The 17,818-nt window shown below is 42.3% G+C and carries 18 protein-coding genes, 1 pseudogene and 1 riboswitch; of the genes and pseudogenes, 18 read left to right on the forward strand and 1 reads right to left on the reverse strand.

Annotated features, from left to right (window positions below):
* Window positions 1-70: 70 nt before the first annotated feature.
* The 6 genes from MFMK1_RS10820 to MFMK1_RS10845 all read left to right on the forward strand — a co-directional run bounded on the left by MFMK1_RS10820 (window position 71) and on the right by MFMK1_RS10845 (window position 5,611).
* Window positions 71-1,399 carry a TRAP transporter large permease subunit gene (locus MFMK1_RS10820; RefSeq protein WP_366921720.1) on the forward strand — a complete coding sequence of 443 codons (1,329 nt, stop codon included), beginning with the start codon at window positions 71-73 and terminating at the stop codon, window positions 1,397-1,399.
* Window positions 1,400-1,410: 11 nt separating this feature from the next.
* Window positions 1,411-1,905: a TRAP transporter small permease gene (locus tag MFMK1_RS10825; RefSeq protein WP_366921721.1), complete on the forward strand. Its 495-nt coding sequence runs from the start codon at window positions 1,411-1,413 to the stop codon at window positions 1,903-1,905.
* A gap of 57 nt (window positions 1,906-1,962) precedes the next feature.
* The gene (locus MFMK1_RS10830; protein WP_366921722.1) at window positions 1,963-2,907 is read left to right on the forward strand and encodes a DUF561 domain-containing protein; all 945 of its coding nucleotides are present in this window, start codon (window positions 1,963-1,965) and stop codon (window positions 2,905-2,907) included.
* A gap of 60 nt (window positions 2,908-2,967) precedes the next feature.
* Window positions 2,968-3,744 carry a hypothetical protein gene (locus MFMK1_RS10835; protein WP_366921723.1) on the forward strand — a complete coding sequence of 259 codons (777 nt, stop codon included), beginning with the start codon at window positions 2,968-2,970 and terminating at the stop codon, window positions 3,742-3,744.
* 71 nt (window positions 3,745-3,815) lie between these two features.
* Window positions 3,816-4,790 carry an NAD(P)H-dependent flavin oxidoreductase gene (locus MFMK1_RS10840; protein ID WP_366921724.1) on the forward strand — a complete coding sequence of 325 codons (975 nt, stop codon included), beginning with the start codon at window positions 3,816-3,818 and terminating at the stop codon, window positions 4,788-4,790.
* 47 nt (window positions 4,791-4,837) lie between these two features.
* Entirely contained in the window at window positions 4,838-5,611 is a 774-nt protein-coding gene (locus MFMK1_RS10845) for an enoyl-CoA hydratase/isomerase family protein (protein WP_366921725.1), read from the forward strand.
* 52 nt (window positions 5,612-5,663) lie between these two features.
* On the opposite strand, the pseudogene MFMK1_RS10850 reads toward MFMK1_RS10845, so the two are convergent.
* Window positions 5,664-6,312: pseudogene (locus MFMK1_RS10850) on the reverse strand (transposase); the annotation flags it as partial.
* 623 nt (window positions 6,313-6,935) lie between these two features.
* On the opposite strand from MFMK1_RS10850, the gene MFMK1_RS10855 reads away from it, so the two are divergent.
* The 12 genes from MFMK1_RS10855 to dpsA all read left to right on the forward strand — a co-directional run bounded on the left by MFMK1_RS10855 (window position 6,936) and on the right by dpsA (window position 17,806).
* Window positions 6,936-7,781: a VanW family protein gene (locus MFMK1_RS10855; RefSeq protein WP_366921726.1), complete on the forward strand. Its 846-nt coding sequence runs from the start codon at window positions 6,936-6,938 to the stop codon at window positions 7,779-7,781.
* Between the two features lie 3 nt (window positions 7,782-7,784).
* A complete protein-coding gene (locus MFMK1_RS10860) occupies window positions 7,785-8,504 on the forward strand; it encodes a polysaccharide deacetylase family protein (RefSeq protein WP_366921727.1) in 720 nt (239 codons plus the stop codon).
* Between the two features lie 68 nt (window positions 8,505-8,572).
* Window positions 8,573-9,634 carry a D-alanyl-D-alanine carboxypeptidase family protein gene (locus tag MFMK1_RS10865; RefSeq protein WP_366921728.1) on the forward strand — a complete coding sequence of 354 codons (1,062 nt, stop codon included), beginning with the start codon at window positions 8,573-8,575 and terminating at the stop codon, window positions 9,632-9,634.
* A 382-nt stretch (window positions 9,635-10,016) separates the two neighbouring features.
* Entirely contained in the window at window positions 10,017-11,282 is a 1,266-nt protein-coding gene (locus MFMK1_RS10870) for a M16 family metallopeptidase (RefSeq protein WP_366921729.1), read from the forward strand.
* Window positions 11,283-11,295: 13 nt separating this feature from the next.
* Window positions 11,296-12,399 (forward strand): aminofutalosine synthase MqnE, encoded by a 1,104-nt coding sequence (gene mqnE, locus MFMK1_RS10875; RefSeq protein WP_366921730.1) that lies wholly within the window; start codon window positions 11,296-11,298, stop codon window positions 12,397-12,399.
* On the forward strand, window positions 12,399-13,238 hold the full coding sequence (locus MFMK1_RS10880) for a menaquinone biosynthetic enzyme MqnA/MqnD family protein (protein ID WP_366921731.1): 840 nt from the start codon (window positions 12,399-12,401) through the stop codon (window positions 13,236-13,238). The genes mqnE and MFMK1_RS10880 overlap by 1 nt, the downstream gene beginning before the upstream one ends.
* Window positions 13,225-14,292, forward strand: coding sequence for a cyclic dehypoxanthinyl futalosine synthase (gene mqnC / locus MFMK1_RS10885; protein ID WP_366924928.1), 1,068 nt, complete (start codon window positions 13,225-13,227; stop codon window positions 14,290-14,292). The genes MFMK1_RS10880 and mqnC overlap by 14 nt, the downstream gene beginning before the upstream one ends.
* Window positions 14,293-14,392: 100 nt before the next feature.
* Complete coding sequence (dut, locus tag MFMK1_RS10890) at window positions 14,393-14,842, forward strand: dUTP diphosphatase (RefSeq protein ID WP_366921732.1); 450 nt, start codon at window positions 14,393-14,395, stop codon at window positions 14,840-14,842.
* A gap of 114 nt (window positions 14,843-14,956) precedes the next feature.
* Window positions 14,957-15,292 (forward strand): hypothetical protein, encoded by a 336-nt coding sequence (locus MFMK1_RS10895; RefSeq protein ID WP_366921733.1) that lies wholly within the window; start codon window positions 14,957-14,959, stop codon window positions 15,290-15,292.
* A 9-nt stretch (window positions 15,293-15,301) separates the two neighbouring features.
* Complete coding sequence (locus MFMK1_RS10900) at window positions 15,302-15,571, forward strand: YlmC/YmxH family sporulation protein (protein ID WP_366921734.1); 270 nt, start codon at window positions 15,302-15,304, stop codon at window positions 15,569-15,571.
* A gap of 64 nt (window positions 15,572-15,635) precedes the next feature.
* A riboswitch (Lysine riboswitch) is annotated at window positions 15,636-15,823 on the forward strand.
* Window positions 15,824-16,038: 215 nt separating this feature from the next.
* On the forward strand, window positions 16,039-16,827 hold the full coding sequence (gene dapB / locus MFMK1_RS10905) for a 4-hydroxy-tetrahydrodipicolinate reductase (RefSeq protein WP_366921735.1): 789 nt from the start codon (window positions 16,039-16,041) through the stop codon (window positions 16,825-16,827).
* A 91-nt stretch (window positions 16,828-16,918) separates the two neighbouring features.
* Window positions 16,919-17,806 (forward strand): dipicolinate synthase subunit DpsA, encoded by an 888-nt coding sequence (gene dpsA, locus MFMK1_RS10910; protein ID WP_366921736.1) that lies wholly within the window; start codon window positions 16,919-16,921, stop codon window positions 17,804-17,806.
* Window positions 17,807-17,818: the final 12 nt, after the last annotated feature.

Raw genomic sequence — 17,818 nt, forward strand, 5'->3', positions numbered from 1 at the left:
ATATAAATATAGATTCGGGGACGCAAATACTTAAGAACCAGAGTAAATTTCTAAAAAAGGGTGATAGCGCTTGAATGAAACCATTATTATTTCCATCTTCTTTATTTGGTTTGCTGCTTTTTTAACATTTGGGCAGAATGTAGCATCAGCACTTTTTGGGGCAGGACTCGTCGGCGTACTTCTATGGGAAGGCCCGCATATGTTCAAAGGAATTATTGGGCCGGATGTATTTTATACAGTATCTACTTATTCCCTATCTATCATTCCCCTTTATTTGCTCATGGCACAGTTTCTGATGCGGGGAAAAGTGGTAGAAGACCTGTTTTTAGTAGCGCACAAGTTGAGCGGAGGTAGTCGTTTTCTGTTAGGCTCCGGTACATTAGTGCTGGGCGGTGTTTTAGGTGCTGTGACAGGCTCCGGTGCTGCCGCAGCGGCAGCACTAGCTACACTGGCTTCCCCCGAACTGGAAAAGTACGGGTATAAGAAAGATTTTTCCATCGCGTTGACTGCGGTGGCAGGATCGTTATCGGCTATTATACCGCCAAGTATTATTATGATTATTTATGGTTCTTTAACCAACGTACCAATAGGTAATTTGTTTATGGGCGCGTTTATTCCCGGTGCTATTACTATCGCAGTGTTCATTATCTGTCTTTACGTATACAGCGAGTACTCCGGTAAAGTGCTGGTGCAAAGTGACGGGGCAGTTGAGCAGGAGACAGCCGCTACAGTTGAGACAGAAATTGGGGCGCAAAGTTTTTATGCGTTTATTTTTGTAATTATCTTGATGATAGCCATTTTCGGGGGTATTTATGGCGGGATAGTGACTGCGGGAGAAGCAGGTTCTCTCGGTGCTTTTGTTAGTCTGATAGGAATGCTGGTAATGCGCAGAATAGGTTTTGAAGATATCAAAGCTTCACTTACCGATGCAGTGAAGATTACAGCGATGATTATGGTGATAGTAATGGGAGCGCAAATCTTTGGCAGGTTTTTATCATTTTCCATGTTCCCCCGCCACTTACTTTCTTTTGTGGAGCCACTAATGGGTAATCCAACCCTGGTGTTAGGAATTATCCTGTTTGTCTTCTATCTTTTTGGCATGTTCCTTGAATCAGCTGCAGTAATGGTACTAATCATACCGGTTATTCTGCCGATATTAAAGGCGATGGAAACTGATTTCCTCTGGTTTGGTGTGATGGCGTCCTTTGTAATCTCTATTGGCTTGTTAACTCCGCCGGTAGGATTATCTGCTTATTCAGCAGCAGCAGCTACCAATTACCCGGTCGAAAGAATATTCCGCTATGCCATAGTTTTTGCATCAGTTGCTGCCGTTGTGGTGGTCACCTTAATGATTGCTTTTCCGGGTCTGATTACCTACTTGCCCAGTAAAATTAATTAGGAGGACTGTAAATGCGTAAAATCTCTCTTAATAAAATTGAAGAAAATATGGCTGCGTTTGGAAGTGGAATATGTTTAATGTTTATTATGATTTTTACCGTTATTTCGGTTTACGGGCGCTATGTTATGGGAGCGGATTTGATACCGGGCACCTATAACATGATTGAACGAATTTTCTTTCCTTTGCTAGTTTTGTGGGCTATTCCCATTGCCCATAAACAAGGAACGTTCCCTAGGCTGGACTTTGTTACGGAACGTTTTCCCGGCACTATACGCAGGCCGATAAATATCATTATATTTGGTGTAGAACTGCTCATATATGTAGTTGTCACCTGGTTTACTTTTAAGTATGCGATAGAAGCTTTTCGTATTGGACAGAAAATGAACATTGGCACTGTGCGATGGCCGGTTTACCCTATCCTGGCAATGGTGCCTTTGGCGATGGGCATGATGTCCTTCGAAATAGCTCTACTATTTGTTAAAAATTTTAAGAAGATTACAAGCTAATAACAATGCCCCCTTATTGTTAATCTAGCTTACAGACTTGCGAGGGAGGAATTGGTGATGAAAACAAAACTGACAGAACTATTAGCTATTAAATATCCAATTATTCAGGGTGCAATGGCATGGGTTTCAGAATCCGTCTTAACAAGCGCAGTGTCCAATGCCGGAGGGGCCGGAGTAATTGCAACGGGTGGCCGAGAGGTAAGCTGGGTGGGGGAAGAAATTAAAAAGACTAAAGAATTAACAAACCGGCCTTTTGGTGTCAACATGATGCTTAAAGATAAGCATATAGACGAATTAATTGAGGTAATTTGTGAAGAAAAAGTTGCTTTTGTCACCATGGGTGCCGGTAACCCCATACCCTATTTTGACCGTTTAAAAAGTGCAGGGATAAAGGTAATTCCGGTTATTCCCAATGTCAAATTAGCGAAAAGGGTGGAGGAAAACGGGGCAGATGCCATTGTCATCGAAGGCATGGAGGCCGGCGGGCATATTGGCGTATTGACAACCATGGCTCTAATGACCAATATCATTCCCCGGGTGAAAATTCCGGTAATTGCAGCGGGCGGTATTTCTGATGGGCGTGGAGTTGCTGCAGCCTTGGTGATGGGTGCAGCAGGAGTGCAGATGGGTTCGAGGTTCTTGCTCACTACCGAATGCCAGGCTCACCAGAAGATGAAGGATAGCATTATTAAAGCAACGGATACCGATTCGGAGGTCACCGGGTTTTCCAGAGGGCATGCGGTGCGGGGCCTGAGAAATAAGTTTACGCAAGAGTACCTGGAGCAGGAGCGTTCCGGTGCTGTGCAGGAAATTCTAGACAAATTGGCGACGGGAACCAACAGGCTTGGCGCATTGGTAGGCGATATCGAGAATGGTTCTGTCCAAGTTGGTCAGAGTTTAAATGTTCTTAATGAAATAAAAAGTGTTTCAGAGGTAGTTGAAGAGTTAATAGAGCAGACCAAAACAGCTCTGAACACAGCCAGTGTGCTGCTGGTTGAATAGTCTGCTTTAGTTGTACGAGTGCTGGGTTTTCGTCAAATCAAGCGGGGAGGGAAATAGCTAATGGAGGTAAAACTGAAGGAATTTGCCAAAAGCCAAGGAGTAGATATTGTCGGAATAGCGGAGCCCAGTGCCATTCCTGATTATTTTCCTGAGCGAAAATTGGAAGTGGTGCTACCCAATGTAAAGGCCGTTGTTGTTTTCGGGATCAGGATGCTGTGGGGCTCAATTAGTAATTCAAACTACCAGGTTGCCACGTCCCACACTAATGCAACCTACGAAGAGTTGCATGGTATAACCTACCGTATTGGGAGGTACATGGAGACTCTTGGCTATGATGCGGCCTCTATAGCGCCACACATCCCTGTTGAGATGTCTAAGGAGACAAAGGGGCTTTCGGGGGAAATATCGTTACGCCACGCTGCCGTAGGGGCGGGCCTGGGGGTGTTGGGTAAGAGCAGGCTATTGATAACTAAAGAGTTAGGCCCTCGGGTCAGGTTGGGCGCTGTGGTGACCAACGCTCCTTTGAAGGGAGACAAAGTGCTGTATTATAACCCGTGTGGACATTGTAAAGCCTGTATCAACAATTGTCCTTCCGGCGCTTTATCAGACAAAGGAACCAATGTGACCAAGTGCTTTTTACACCTGCAGCCGCATGGTTTGGGCAACTATGGTAAGTGGCTGAGAGAACTGGATGCAAGTGATTCGGAAAAGTGGGATAAAGCATTTAGCAGTACGGACTTTTGGAATTATTATCAAGCGCAAAGCCTAGGTATGTATTATAACTGTTTTAAATGCCTTACCAGCTGCCCGGTGGCTAGGCCGCGAGTATCGCAGTAATAAGGTTGCAACCGAGTTTTTTGGAGGAATTTTACTTTTTGTAAGGAGAAAGTTTGGTAGAGGAGGAAAAAATGATTAGGACCAGAGTTACGGACTTATTAGATATTCAATATCCCATTATTCAGGGTGGCATGCAGTGGCTGGCATGTGCTGAATTCGCCGCAGCGGTCTCTAATGCCGGCGGGTTAGGTGTTATTTCTGCTGCGATGCATCCTTCAAAAGAAGACTTATTAGAAGAGATAAGGAAAACTCGTGAGCTTACAAGCATGCCTTTTGGAGTAAATATTTCTATGCTGCCTACTGTAGGGCCTGGGGATATGACCCCGAAGTATGTTGAAGCAGTTATTGAAGCTAAAGTCCCGGTAGTGGAAACGGCGGGAAGAAGTCCTAAGGATTTTATTGGTGACTTAAAACAGGCAGGCGTAAAAATTATTCACAAAGTTCCTTCTGTCCGCTTTGCTAAAAAGGCGGCTGAAATCGGTGTTGATATGGTAACTGTAGTCGGTTTTGAGTGCGGCGGTCATCCCGGCTTGGATGATGTGCCTACGGCCTTGATTGTCAATAAAGCCTCTCGGGCTGTGGATATCCCGGTGTTAGCAGGGGGTGGGATAGTTGACGGCAGGGGTTTGTTGTCTGCACTTAGCCTTGGCGCTGAAGGCGTAGTCTTGGGTACAAGGTTTGTGGCGACCCAGGAGTGCACCGCGCATCCGGCTTTTAAGGAATGGGTGGTAAATGCCCAAGAAACTGATACCATAATCATTGAGCGATCCATTCGCAATCCGATGCGAGCGATGAAAAACCGTGCTGCTTATCAAGTGCTGGGTATGGAAACCCACGGAGCAACTCTGAAACAGTTATTAGCCATTATTAGCGGTAAAGTAGGAAAGAAGGCTTTGTTTGAGGGTGACATTGAGAATTCTACTTTTGCTATCGGCCAGGCAGTAGGTTTAATTAACGAGATTGAAACAGTAGAGGATGTAGTGAAGGGAATTATCAGTGAGGCGGAGGATTTATACCGCTACCGGTTGGCAGCAGTATTTGGCTAGCATTGGCCTTATATTCTAACCAAATATCATAGAAAGGAATGTTTTTAATGGGGAAATTAGTAAAACTTGTTATTAAGGACAAAATTGCGGAAGTAACTATTGATAATCCGCCGGTTAACGCTCTAAATGCGCAGGTCATTCAAGAATTAGATGAAACTGTGGAGGTAATTAAGGGGGAAGAGGTCGGAGCAGTCATTATTACAGGAGCAGGCGAGAAAGCTTTTGTGGCCGGGGCGGATATTTCTCAATTTCCCTCGCTCAACTCCGACACAGGTAAAAAGATGGTACAGACGGGGCAAAGAGTGTTTGACAAGATTGCCGCCCTGCCGATTCCGGTAATAGGGGCCATCGACGGTTTTGCCCTTGGGGGAGGCTGCGAACTCGCACTAGTATGTGATATTCGTATTGCCTCCGAAAAGGCGCGGCTGGGCCTGCCGGAAGTGAACTTAGCCATCATTCCCGGATATGGCGGCACCCAACGGTTGGCCCGGTTGATTGGTGAGGGTAAAGCGAAAGAACTTATTTTCACTGCGGATGCGGTCATGGCCCAGGAGGCACTGCAAATAGGCCTGGTAGAACGCGTCGTTCCAGCAGGTGAGACTGTAAATGCCGCCCGTGAAATGGCCCAAAAGATATTATCCAAAGGCCCCTTAGCAATTAGAAAGGCCAAGCAGGCTATTGACGAAGGCTTAAAAGGTTCATTGCGTGATGGCTTGGATATAGAAGCCGATCTGGTCGGAGAGCTGTTTGCGACAGAAGACTTAAAAGAGGGCGCTACTGCCTTCCTCAAAAAAAGAAAACCCAACTACAAGGGCCTGTAGCACAGGGACGGTTCGAGACCAGTGAAAAACCAACGTTTTTTTTCCGTGTTTTTTATGAATTGGTTAAATATCTCATTCGACTTTCAATAATCATATATTTGTTTAAAAATCCAGTAAATGAAGAGGATACTTTTGCTGATATCCTCTTTATATTTACTGCGATGGCTGCTAGTTTTGATTGTTTGGAAACACTTAATAGACCATATCCCCTAGCTCGAGACAGGCCATGAAATCTTTTAAGCTCCGTATTTTTTTCTTCAATGGATGCTCTTTTTTTATATTTTTCCTTGAACTCATCTGTTTTCTGGTATTGAGATATTTCATAGAATTCTGAAGTGTTCAATCCTACGCTAATGATTCTTCTCGCACTTTTTTGGCACAGTCATCATGTAAAGGACAGGTCTTACACGTTCGAAATAGTATTTGTAGCCTTCACGTACTCCTCCTTCTTTCCTTTTGTTTCTAAAATACTTCTTTCGGTCGGTCGTGTTCCCTTGGCTACATTGCCATTCATCAGAATCTTTATTATAGGTAAATTCACTTTCATCTAGTCTATAAACAGTGGAACCCACGGGTATGTATGCACTTGCTTTGGTTTCTTTGATATCATCTAGTATTGATTTTCTAAAATAGGCTTTATCTCCATAGACTTCCCGAAGCTTTATTCCACACTTCGTTGTTTCAGTTAACATTTCTTTGAGAGCATGCTTTTTCGCCTATGATTATATCACGTGCAAAGAAAGATATATTCTATTTATTATAAAGCCAGATCTCCACCTACCCTTCTAATTTTTGGTTTAGACATAACTACCAAAATAATCAGGAGGTCTTTCCATCGAATCAATGTCCGGAATACTAAAAATAGAGCATCTACCAATGGCCCGAATTCGGGGATAACTTCCCAGTGATTGTTTTGCATTAAGTTTGACGCACTGGTCCTTTCCTAATATAGGATCATAGATTTTTCTAAATAATACCGTGTTACGTTTGGCTTTTGCAACCCAGTCAAAATTTTTTTCCATAAGCCATTTCAAGAACTTAAAGAATACCGTTCCGGCACTTATGTGTTTATAACATGTAAGTGCTTTTTTTATTTTATACCGACTAGAAAGTATAAGTTCTGAGGAGGTACAAATTCAACTAAGCTTACTGACCTGTAGCGCGCCGTTGGACATAGGTTGACAGCCAGCAGATAAAAGATCTGAATAAGCTAAAGCTAATCAGATAAACTAAGTTGGTTTTGATTGTTCTAGCAAAGCGTAAAATGAATAAATCTATTACAGCAGATTTAATTGAGGTGGCAAAGTTGAGGATATCAATATTGATGTCTAAAAACTGGAAGATACTTATGGGAGTTATGCTGATGTTGCTCTTGGCCGGTATTGGGGGTTGCCTAGCGCAAAGAGTTATCTATGGAGTGAAGCCAGGCGTTACTGTCGAGGGTCTCAATGTGGGGGGCTATCTGCCCCCCGAAGTAACACGTTTAGTAACTCACTTAGCGATAGAAAAAAATCGACCGCCAAAAAATGCTGTTATGATGGACAATGGCGAAATTGTCAAGGAAGTACAGGGTGTGGAGGTAGACATAGAGCAGTCTAAGAGAAAAATCATGTCAGCTAAACGGAGAGAACAGATAACCTTAGTGGTAAGACAGGTGCAACCGGAAATAACTGTAGATTTAATAAAACGATTGGATGAAACTCTGGGAACATATACAACATTTGTATCGGGCACCACAAATAGACTCACCAATATTACCTTGGCTGCGAAAAAATTAAATTTTACTATCGTTCCAGCGCAAAGTCTTTTCTCCTTTAACGCATCTATAGGGCCGCGCACCGTTGAAAAAGGTTACAAGGCTGCACCTATAATAATTGGCGAAGGCCACGGTATGGATGCCGGGGGAGGTGTTTGTCAAGTATCCAGTACTTTATATAATGCTACAATGGCAGCTAAATTAAAAATCGTGGAAAGACATCCCCACAGTAAAAAGGTTTATTATGTACCGGTAGGTCGGGATGCGGCCATTAGTTTCCCGGGACTCGACTTTAAATTTTATAATAAATTCCAAGAGCCAGTAATTATTAGGTCCCGAATCGAGGGTAGAGTATTAACTATATGGATTTCAGGCACATCAGAGCTTAAAAAACAAATTCAGGGGAGTGAGTAATGAATGCAGGTAATTTTTTTACCAAAGCGTAAAATCTTAATCTGGGGGTTAATTACTGCAACTTTAATTTTATTAATTTTGTGGCTAAGTTTATGGCAGCAAATTACGTCAGTGCCTACTATTACTGAACCCATTTATCAAGGTATGGATACAGAGAAACAAATATCGCTTACCTTTAATGTTGATTGGGGACAGGAATTTCTATCGGAAATGTTGGATGCACTAGAGAAGAATGAAGCAAAGGCTACATTTTATCTTACCGGAAGATGGGCCGAAAAATTTCCAAATGATGCGATGGATATTTCCCGGGCCGGCCACGAAATCGGAAACCATGGTTTGAAACACAATAGCCCTAATGCCATGAGTCTAGAACAAAACCGGCAGGATATAAAGGAAGCAGAAAAAATAATTGAGCAAGTAACCGGGAAGAAAACTACCCTTTTTGCACCGGCCTCAGGTGAACGAAATGATCATGTTTTGAAGGCGGCAGAAAGTCTTGGGTATACCACCATACTTTGGAGTATTGATACGGTAGATTGGCGAAGGGATAAAAGCCCTGACCAAATTGTTAGCAAAGTAGTAGACAAGGCGCATAATGGGGCCATAGTTTTGATGCATCCCACTGAAGCCACAGCTAAGGCGCTTCCTGGTATGATAAACGAATTGAAGAATGAGGGCTATAAGATAGTACCGGTAAGTAAAATTTTATCAGACAATAATTAAAAAATGTTTTCATTAAATAACTAACCAACCGCCAAGGCATAATAAAATGCTGAAAGGGCGGTGTTTTTATGTTAAGAAAAGTAATTTTTAGTTTTTTGTTGAGCTGCGTATTATTGGCTAATCCCCAGCCGTTGTGGGGTAAACCATCAATAACTGCTACTAATGCAGTACTAATTGAAGCGGAAAGCGGTAAGATACTTTATAATAAAGATGCTTTTCAGCCTAAACCACCCGCTAGCACTACAAAAATCTTAACGGCTTTGTTAGCTTTAGAATTAACAAACGCAGAAGATATAGTAACAGTTAGTGAAAACGCCGCATCCACAGGTGAAGCGTCAATTCATCTTATCGCGGGCGAGAAGTTAACAGTCGAACAACTGACAAAAGGGGCTATGATTAAATCCGGCAACGACGCGGCGGTTGCTCTTGCAGAGCATGTTGCTGGTAATGTAGAACTATTCTCTTTATTGATGAATCAAAAGGCAAGATTATTAGGGGCCAGTCACAGTAACTTTGTGAACCCTAATGGACTTCCAGACGAAAGGCACCTATCCACTGCATATGATTTAGCTGTTATAGCCAAATACGCGCTCAGCAAGAAAATGTTTGCTGATGTAGTGGATGAAAAGCATGAAACAATTCCATTCAATGGACAAGGAAAAAGGTACTTGCGAAATACCAATCAATTACTGTGGAAATATGCTGGTGCAAACGGTGTAAAGACCGGTACAACCAGAGCTGCGGGCAGTTGTTTGGTTGCTTCAGCAAAGCGAAATAATCTCCAACTGGTTTCGGTCGTTCTAAAAAGCGGCGATCGGTATGGTGATAGCATACGATTGTTGGATTACGGTTTTGAAAATTTCGCTGTCCAATATATACCAAAACATACTGTTTGGGGGCAGGTTTCTATTGTTGATAATGAAGGCACTAAAACTATTCCGGCTAAAACCGCAAAACCTTTGGTCTTAGTCTACCCCAGCAGTCAAAGTAATCTGGTGGAACGTCGATTAGAATTAGATAGAACTGCGTCCCCGTTTGACCAATACCTTCAGGTCGGGAAACTATCCCTTTATATCGACAAAGAGAAAAAAGCATCCGTTCCTTTAATGATTTCCCTGCCCGCAAGTTAAGTAAATTAATCAACGAAGTAATGAAACTACTGGACTGTCTGGGAAATTTTAGTTACGGATAATTTCCCATAAATAAGGGGTTAACTAGGTCAATTCCTAGTTACTTTTTTTATCCTTGGAAAGTATATAAATTTTCGATGGTATTATTACTACTAAAGGCCATAGCGATAGGTGTAAAGTCATTGGAACTAAAACAGCAAAATTCCTTGTTACACGCCGGCGCCGTTGGGCACTTTGCACAATTAGAATGAACAAGAACTTAAGCCGGGAGTTTACATTATGAAACTATAACTATGTTTTTAATCAAGTTTTCTTTTAGAATTTTAAAGGAAATCACACTGATATTCCCGAATTTTTATTAATATTGTAAAGGAGGTACAACATGTATCGAAAGCAGGAACTGGCCAATGGAGTTAGGGTGGTCACTGAGGAGATACCTTCAGTTCACTCGGCAGCTGTAGGCATTTGGATAGGTTGTGGTTCACGGGATGAGAGCGAGCAGCAGTTAGGGTTGTCTCACTTCTTGGAACATATGTTTTTTAAAGGGACCAAAAATAGAACCGCTAAACAAATTGCTGAACAACTAGACGCTGTTGGCGGTCACCTCAATGCATTTACTACCAAAGAGTATACTTGTCTTTATGCAAAGGTAGTAGCCGAACACTTAGGACTTGCTATTGAGGTTCTTAGTGATATGTATTTTAACAGTCTATTTGCTGAGCTGGATTTGGCCAAAGAAAAAAAGGTGGTTTTGGAAGAAATCAAAATGTATGAGGACTCTCCGGACGAATTGGTTCACGACCTTTTTTCGGAAACGGTTTGGCAGGATCATCCTCTAGGAAGACCGATATTAGGCTCAGCAGAATCGGTCTCAAGTTTGGGCAAAGATCAGGTAATTGAGTATTTGTATAAGCAATATGTTCCAGAAAACACGGTTTTAGCGGTGGCCGGAAATATAAAACATCATGAAGTGGTTAATCGGTTAGATGATGTATTTGGACAGTTTAGGCGTAATGGTGGTAAACGCCTAATGAGTCCTGCGGTTTTCCAGGCCCGCAGCAGGAACTTTGCTAAAGACACTGAGCAGTTGCAAATTTGTCTGGGCGTACCTGGTTTATCCCAAGATGATAAGGACATTTACGCTCTTTATGCGCTGAACAATATGTTGGGCGGCGGACTAAGCTCGCGCTTATTTCAGGAAATAAGAGAGGAACGTGGTTTAGCATACTCCATTTATTCTTACCACACCAGTTACAGTGACACAGGTTTATTTACCATATATGCTGGGACAAGTCCGGAGAACTATCAGGAATTAATAGAGGTTATCCTTAAGGAAATCTACTCATTTAAGAATAAGGGTGTAACTGAAGTGGAATTGCAGAGAACCAAGGACCAAATTAAAGGCAACCTACTTTTGGGTATGGAAAATGTTTCCAGTCGCATGAGCCGGCTGGGAAAAACCGAATTGTCTTTTGATAGAGTCGTGACAGCAGAAGAAATTGTAAAAGAGATTAATACGGTTACTAGACAGGATATCCACATGGTAGCAGAACGATTGTTTAATAGGGCGTCATTTTCCTCTACTACTATTGGACAGACCAATAATGAACTATTATGGCCTCAGTTATTAGCGAATTCTGGATTATAGGAGGAAGAGATCGATGGATTTTTTATTTAAGGAAAACAGTCTTCATGATTTATTGGTTAAAGTAAATGCCGGACAACGCTTAACCAGGCAGGACGGTATCCGTTTAATGCAAAGTAATGATTTGTTAACTTTAGGCTATATGGCCAACATGGTGAGAGAAAAAATTAATGGCGATAATGCTTACTTTATTGTTAACCGACATATCAATCATACCAATATATGCGTCAATTTATGTCCGCTTTGTGCGTTCGGTGTTGAAGCGGATAAGCCGAATGCATATCTTATGGATATGGAAGAAATCCGAAGAAAATCTTTGGAAGTCAAAGACTCCGGGGTAACTGAAATCCATTTGGTTGGCGGGCTTCACCCCGACATGCCTTATCAATATTATTTGGATATGATAAAAACTGTGCGAAAGTGTTTACCTGACGTTCATATTCAGGCGTTTACAGCAGTGGAAATAGATTATCTCTGCCAACTGTCCGAGAAATCAGTGTCGGAAGTTTTTGACGATTTAAAAGAAGTTGGTTTGGGTTCGATGCCAGGTGGCGGAGCCGAAATATTTGCTAAAAGGGTCCGAGAAAAAATTTGCGACAAGAAAATCAGCGGCGAACGGTGGCTGAATGTGATGAAGGCCGCACATGATGCAGGCTTAAAATCTAACGCAACAATGCTTTATGGACATGTTGAAACATACGAGGAACGTATTGACCATATGATTCAGCTGCGAGAATTACAGGATCAAACCGGTGGCTTTCAATCATTTATTCCGCTTGCTTTTCATCCCGCACATACTCGGTTAGAACAGCCTATCAAAAGTAGAACTACTGGATTTGAAGACTTAAAAGTTCTTGCTGTCTCGCGTCTAATGTTGGACAACTTTGACCATATAAAAGCATTTTGGATCATGGTTGGTGCAAAACTGGCACAGATATCTCTATCTTTTGGTGTGGATGACATCGATGGTACAGTCGTCGAAGAAAAGATTACCCAGGCAGCCGGAGGAGAAGCAGGACAGGCCCTTACTAAAAAAGAACTGGTAAATATGATAAAAGCTGCTGGGAGACGGCCTGTTGAGCGCGATACCCTTTATAATGTAGTCAGGGAGAGTTTCTAATGGATGCAAGAATTCGGCTGGGAAGAATAAATTACCTCAACTGTCTTCCTGTTTATTACGGGATTGAAAAAGGAATAGTGCCAATTAATGTCGATTTATTCCACGGACCGCCGACAAAATTGAACAAAATGTTTATTGACGGCAAGTTAGATATTACTCCTATATCATCTATTGAATATGCGCGTAACTCCGAAAAAAGCCTAATTCTTCCCAATATGTCTATCAGTGCTGACGGGCGGGTGACGAGTATCTTACTTATCAGTAAGTTACCAGCGGAAAAGTTAGACGGAAAGACTCTTACTATGACGAAATCTTCAGCTACTTCGGTGGTATTATTAAAAATTCTTTTGGCAAAATATTGGCGCGTGAAGCCTCGGTTGTTAACACGAGAACCTGATTTATCGTCAATGCTTACCCAGGGGGATGCAGCATTATTAATAGGAGATGATGCTTTAAGAGAATCTCGGAATGTAAAGGAATTTTACGTTTATGATTTGGGTGAGGTCTGGAAAAATTATACCGGTCTGCCAATGGTTTTTGCTTTATGGGTAATACGTAATTCTTATAGTGCTGACCCTCAGGGTTTGGCAAATGTTGCGGGTGCCTTCTTAAAGTCTAAAGCTTGGGGCGTAGAAAACATGGAGACACTAATTAATGAAGCTGAGCAAACTCATCATTTACCCAGAGACTTAATTTCGGAGCATTTTGCACATATAAAACACCAATTGAATGATTACTACCAAACAGCATTGCTGCGCTATTATAAAGAGGCTGCAGATATTGATTTGTTAAAGCATGTACCCGAACTAAAAATTTGGGGTGATAATCTTGTCGGTTGAAGCTATTTTTAAAAAAGCCGTATCGGGTGAGAGGGTTTCTGAGTCTGAGGCTGTGAAATTGTTTAATAAGGCAGAGTTACTACCACTAGGTAAGGTAGCTTTGGAGATAAGAAACAAAATCAAACCGGAGCCCATTGTTTCTTTTGTGATTGATAGAAATATTAACTACACCAACATTTGTTTAGTTGGATGTCGGTTTTGTGCATTTTATCGGGGTGAAAATCATAACGAGGGTTATGTAATTACTGAACAGCAATTATTTGAAAAGATTCAGGAAACCATTGACCATGGAGGAACTCAAATTTTAATGCAGGGCGGTCTCAATCCTCATCTCAAGTTCAATGATATTTTGCAAATGCTTCAGAATATCAAAAACAATTTTGATATACACATTCACTCATTCTCGCCGCCGGAAGTTGTACATTTTTCACAACAAGCTGGGTTAACTATAAAAGAAACTCTAGAAAGATTACGCTCAGCTGGATTAGATTCGCTTCCAGGTGGTGGAGCAGAGATATTGGTGGACCGGGTTAGGAAATATATTAGTCCCAGAAAGATATCATGGAAACAGTGGATGAATGTAATGGATGAAGCTCATCAGTTAGGTATGAAGACAACAGCGACCATGATGTTTGGCAGCGTAGAAACTATAGAAGAAAGAGTAAAGCACATGATTCATGTACGGGACCAGCAGGATAAGACTGGCGGCTTTACCGCGTTTATTCCTTGGAGTTTTCAGCCAAGCAATACCGCATTAGGTGGATTATCTGCCACTGGACATGATTATCTTAAGACGCTGGCTATCGCCAGGATAGTATTGGACAATGTACCGAATATTCAGGCCTCCTGGGTTACTCAGGGAGCTAAAATGGCACAGGTCTCGCTTTTTTTTGGAGCCAACGATTTCGGCGGCACTATGTTTGAAGAAAACGTAGTGCGGGCAGCGGGTGTATCTCATCGGGTGCCTCTGGATGAAATAATTCATTGTATTAAAGATGCGGGATATAATGCTGTGCAGAGACGCACTGATTATAGTTTCATTAAAGCTTACTAATGTGAATACGTTTAGTTTTGCTAAAATTCGGGGTTTTAAGACATATCCTCGCTTATAGAAGTGGGGTCCTTAAAATCAGATAATAGGAGATGTTTTACTAATGTCTATTACTCTGCCTGTTTACCGATTGTCGCATGGACAGGGGTTACCGCTGCCGGAGTATATGACCGCTGATTCGGCGGGAATGGATATTCACGCGGCCTGCGACGATAAAATCACTATTAATCCCCAAGATATCATCTTAATGCCCACCGGTATTGTCATTATGCTTCCCCATGGATATGAGGCCCAAGTGCGTCCTCGTAGCGGCTTGGCCCTAAAGAAGGGTATAACCCTTGTTAATTCACCGGGTACCATCGATGCGGACTATCGAGGAGAAGTGAAATTAATTATGACAAACTTAAGTAAAACACCGGCGGTAATTAAAAGGGGCCAGAGAGTGGCCCAGTTAGTAGTTTGCCCCATTACAAAAGTAAAACCGGTGGAAGTATCGTCAGTTGACTGCGACACAAAAAGAGGGAATGGTGGTTTTGGGCATACAGGTGTTTAAGCGGTGATTCTGCACTTATAAATAGCTAAAATAGAAACATATAAATAATCCCTGTGCAAAGTTTGGTATACCTTGACCCGTCCAATCATAATAATAGATTGGGAGGAGATAGATTTGCTAGCGGGGATTATTTTTTTATCCATTTTATCGATTTTAACTCTTCTTGCTGCAAGGGAAAAGCAGCGATTGCGTAATTTAATTAGTCGCAATCTATCGGATGATACCATAGATTCCCCTTTTTCCAAAGCTTTAACTGATTTGGTAGGCATTGCCGGGGGGATTTATTTATCTTTAATTATGCTGATTACGTTTCTAGGCATACATATTCCTGAAAAGGTCGCACTATTTGGCATTGATATTGATCCTATTGCTGTAGTTGCAGTACTAATGACACTGCTTCAACCATTAGCATTACGTTTATGGTATTACCAAAAGCTATCGGGAAAGTGAGGGGTTACTATGCTTTTAAGTGAATTGGTGGGTAAGGAGATTGTAAACATTTATAATGGTGTCAGGCTGGGGGTAGTAGGTGAATCGGATCTGGTAATAGATGACCACAGTGGCGAAATTGAATCGATCATTCTTCCCAGCAAAGGTAATATGATTAATTTTTGGACAGAAAAATCTCAGCTGATCATTCCCTGGCATGCTGTAAAGAAAATTGGCAGTCAGGTAATCATTGTGGAGTTAGATGACTCTCATGGAGTAATGCATCGCTATTCTGTTTAATTGACAATAATTACTTATTATGTTAACATATAAAAAATTCTATATATGTACCTCATCTCTTTCGGGGTGAGGTAGAGGAGCGGTGAGTCATCAGTAATCCAGGTTAGCGGAGGGTTACCATGAACTTGGATGAAAGGGGCCATCGCCGAAGTCTCTATTGGGTGACCCCCCAATGGGGCTGGGGTTATGCCGAACAGGTATAACACTGTCACCAACGGATATCCCGACCGGTGGTGGAGAACTATCTCGCGAAGGGGAAGAGAGGGGTGAAACTATGTAGTTTTACTGCTGGGGATTCCTTCAGCAGTTTTTTTGTATCTGTCAGACGCCATGCCGCCGGGCACTGAAAATTTATAATTTCGGGGTAGAAATCACTTGTACACGTATGAGTAAAAATTAAGTTCTTTTATATTTTGTTCTGGCAGGATCGATGGTTTTCTATGAGAGAGAGATTGAGAAAGGGGGTAATGAAAATTACTAAAGTTGTACTCACTGGGGCTAACGGCCAAATGGGGCAGGCAATGCTAAAGGTATTGGATAATGAATCTGACATCGAGGTTGTGGGCGCAGTGGACGTTAACGGCGGAATGCCTCTTAATAAAGTATTAGGTAATGATAATCCCTTAAAAGTTGAAGTTAGCTTAGCTGAGGTCCTAGCAAATACCCAGCCCGATGTTTTAGTGGATTTCACTAACGCAAGGGCGGCAGTGGAAAATGCATCTGAGGCTCTGAAAAGGGGTGTGCGCCCTGTAATTGGGTCGACTGGTTTAAATACAGAGCAGGTGTCTCTATTACATAGCTTATGCGAAGAAAATCGCTGCGGCGCACTTGTGGCACCAAATTTTGCTTTAGGAGCTATTTTAATGATGCGCTTTGCTGTAGAATGCAGTAAGTATTTTCCTGACTGTGAAATAGTTGAACTTCATCATGATAAAAAAATAGATGCTCCATCGGGTACTGCAGCAGCAACGGCTAGAATGATAAGTGAATCCCGTACTGCAGCCAACTCACCGGTTGAGCATCGTGAGAAAACATTAGGTGTGCGTGGTGGAGAAATATTTGGTGTTCCAGTTCATAGCATCCGGCTGCCCGGCTTAGTTGCTCACCAAGAAGTGATTTTCGGCGGAGAAGGTGAGACGCTGACCATTAGACACGATTCGCTGAACAGAAGTTCGTTTGGCGCGGGCCTAGTGTTAGCGGTAAGGAAAGTTTTAAATCTTGATAGGATGGTGATTGGACTAGAAAATTTATTATAACACCTCACAATCAAATAAGTGACAAGCACCAAAGCCATGGCAAGACATATAGTGATACTACATTACCAATGGAACAATGGGAGGGAAGATAGTGTCTCACATTCTTGCGGGCAAATCCATCGTAGTATTAGGTGGAGACCGGCGTCAGCTGTTTCTGATGGAGAATTTGGTTCGAAAAGGAATAATGGTTACAGCTGTAGGTTTTTCCAAGGAATTGTTGCCGAAGGGGGTAGACTTTTCAACGGAAATAAACTCTGTCTTGGAACACGCCTCCGCTATCATACTACCGATGCCGGGAATTGATAATCATGGTCAGATCAAAGTAGCCTTCAGCGAGAAACCACTTCGTTTAACTCATGAAAATCTTCGAAACATCCCAAAGAATGTTCCTGTCTTAGTGGGAGCAGCTAACGAGCAGCTAAAACAATGGTCAAAGGATTATGGATTTAAGCTGATTGAAATTGCTAATGATGATCAGTTGGCAATATTAAATTCTATTCCAACTGCTGAAGGTGCCCTAGCATTGGCTATGAACGAATCGCCGATAACTTTGCATGGCAGTTTCGTAATAATATTTGGGTTTGGCAGGGTTGGTGTTACTTTGGCTCGGTTGTCAAAGTCAATGGGAGCAGATACATGGGTAGCGGCGCGAAAACCATCGGCTTTGGCAAGAGCTAGCGAAATGGGTTGCGGCCAAATTCTAATGGCGGAGATGGACACTATTCTTTCTCGGGCAGATTTTATATTTAACACGGTTCCTCAGTTAGTGTTAGGGCAAAAGGCAATAGACTATTTGCCACCTTCCGCCGTAATAATTGATTTAGCCAGTGCTCCTGGTGGCGTCGATTTTCAATATGCCCAGGAGGTAGGAATCAAAGCTCTTCTTGTACCTGGCCTGCCTGGTAAGGTTGCTCCCAAGACTGCTGGTGAAATGCTGGCTCGTGTTATCCCCAGAATTCTTTCCGAAACTCTCCCATAAACTTTGGAGGTG

This window comes from Metallumcola ferriviriculae (genome assembly GCF_035573695.1).
In the GTDB taxonomy this organism is placed as follows: Bacteria; Bacillota; JADQBR01; order JADQBR01; family JADQBR01; genus Metallumcola; species Metallumcola ferriviriculae.